Genomic DNA, 1535 nt, shown 5'->3' with positions numbered 1-1535 from the left:
GTGCGGGGTCCTTGCGTACGGGGCGGGTGCGGGGTGCGGTCGGGCCGTGCCGGTGCGGCGCGCGGTCGGACGGTGCCGGTCCGGCGAGCCGTCAGACGGTGCCGGTGCGGCGCGCGGTGCGTCCGGAGATCTGCAGGCGGTCGATGGCCCCGGTGGCGGGGTCGCGGTGGAAGCGGCCGCCCGGTTCGACCCGGCCCGTGGCCGGGTCCACCAGGTCGCAGGACAGGTCCGGATAGCACACCAGCGGGATGGGGTAGTCACCGTCGACGGACAGGGTCGGCTTGCCGTCCCCGTCGAGCTTGACCGCGTATTCGGTGCCCCCGTTGCGATAGGTTCCGGCGCATTCCGGGAGCGCCACGGCGGTTCCGCGACGGGTGTCGGCGGCCGGGGCGGTGGGCACGCGAATGCCGGTGAGCCGGGCGAGTTCCGCCGCGATGTCACGCCACAGGGCGGTGGCGGCGCCCGCGTTCCCGGTGAAGGCGACGACGACGCCGCTGTCCGGGTCCGCCCGCAGGTGGCAGGAGGTGCCCTGGGCGTTCCCGTCGTGGCCGCACCACACCCGGCCGTCCTGCCGGAAGAGGGCGAGGCCCAGACCCCAGGAGTCCGCCAGGGCACCGGGGTCGGCGGCCGGTTCGGGCCGGCGCATCCGGTCGGCGACGGCGGCCGGGAGCACGGCGGACCTGCCGGTCACGGCCCTGCCCAGGGCGACCAGGTCCTCGGCGCTCGCCAGCAGGGCTCCGGCCGGGGCCTCCACCGGGGCGAGGTTCTGGTGGGCCGGGCGTACCAGGCCCGTGGCCGTGTTGAAGGCGTGGCCGCTGGCGACCGGCCGCGCGGGGGCGGCGTCACCGAGGAAGGCGGGGACGATGCCCAGGGGCTCCAGGACGAGCGCTGCCACTGCTTCCTGCCAGGTCATGCCCGTCACTTCGGACAGGATGCGGCCGGCTGCGACGTAGCCGGCGTTGGAGTACGAGAAGCCGGTGCCCGGCGGGAACAGGGTGTTGCGCGCGGTGCAGACCGCCGAGAGGTATCGGGAGACGGTGGTGCCGGCGGCGCTGTCGGAGTCAGGTCCGGTGGGCAGGCCGGCGGTGTGACTGAGCAGGTGACGTACCGTCACCTCGGGTATCTCCCCCAAGTCGGGCAGCAGTTCGACGACGGGTTCGTCCAGGTCCAGGTCTCCGTCGTCGGCGAGGAGCAGGACGGCCGCGGCCGTGGCGGCCTTGGTGACGGAGCCCAGGGGGACGGCCGTCTCCGCGGTGAACGGGGTGTTCGTCAGGGCGTCGGCCGTGCCGGTGTGCACGCTGAGGGTATGCGTGCCGGTGTGCACGGCCAGCTGGGCGCCGGGCACGCGGTGGACGCGCGCGAGGGAGTCGAGGCGGCTGCGCAACTCCTGGTGCGAGGGGATCGACGGCCTGTCTGCGGCCGGAGCGGCGGTCGGGTACGGCATGGGGAGGTGACTCCTGGTGAGAGCGGGTGCGGGGAGACGCGGCCGGCCCGCGGGTGAGCGGTGCGGGCGTGCGCGTCGACGCGCGTCACGG

At 75.2% G+C, this 1535-nt stretch carries 1 protein-coding gene; it reads right to left on the bottom strand.

Going from position 1 to position 1535, the window contains the following annotated elements:
* Window positions 1-91: 91 nt before the first annotated feature.
* Window positions 92-1444, bottom strand: a complete 1353-nt coding sequence (locus CCN42_RS39220; RefSeq protein ID WP_086741946.1) for a serine hydrolase domain-containing protein — start codon at window positions 1442-1444, stop codon at window positions 92-94.
* Window positions 1445-1535 lie beyond the last annotated feature (91 nt).

Source organism: Streptomyces glaucescens, from assembly GCF_002154375.1.
Taxonomy (GTDB): domain Bacteria; phylum Actinomycetota; class Actinomycetes; order Streptomycetales; family Streptomycetaceae; genus Streptomyces; species Streptomyces glaucescens.
The sequence above is the reverse complement of the archived record's forward strand: the minus strand, read 5'-3'. Positions and strand labels throughout refer to the sequence as shown.

Excerpts from the sequence above, each read along its gene's own strand:
- CCN42_RS39220 (WP_086741946.1), bottom strand. The coding sequence starts at position 1,444 with ATGCCGTACCCGACCGCCGCTCCGGCCGCAGACAGGCCGTCGATCCCC.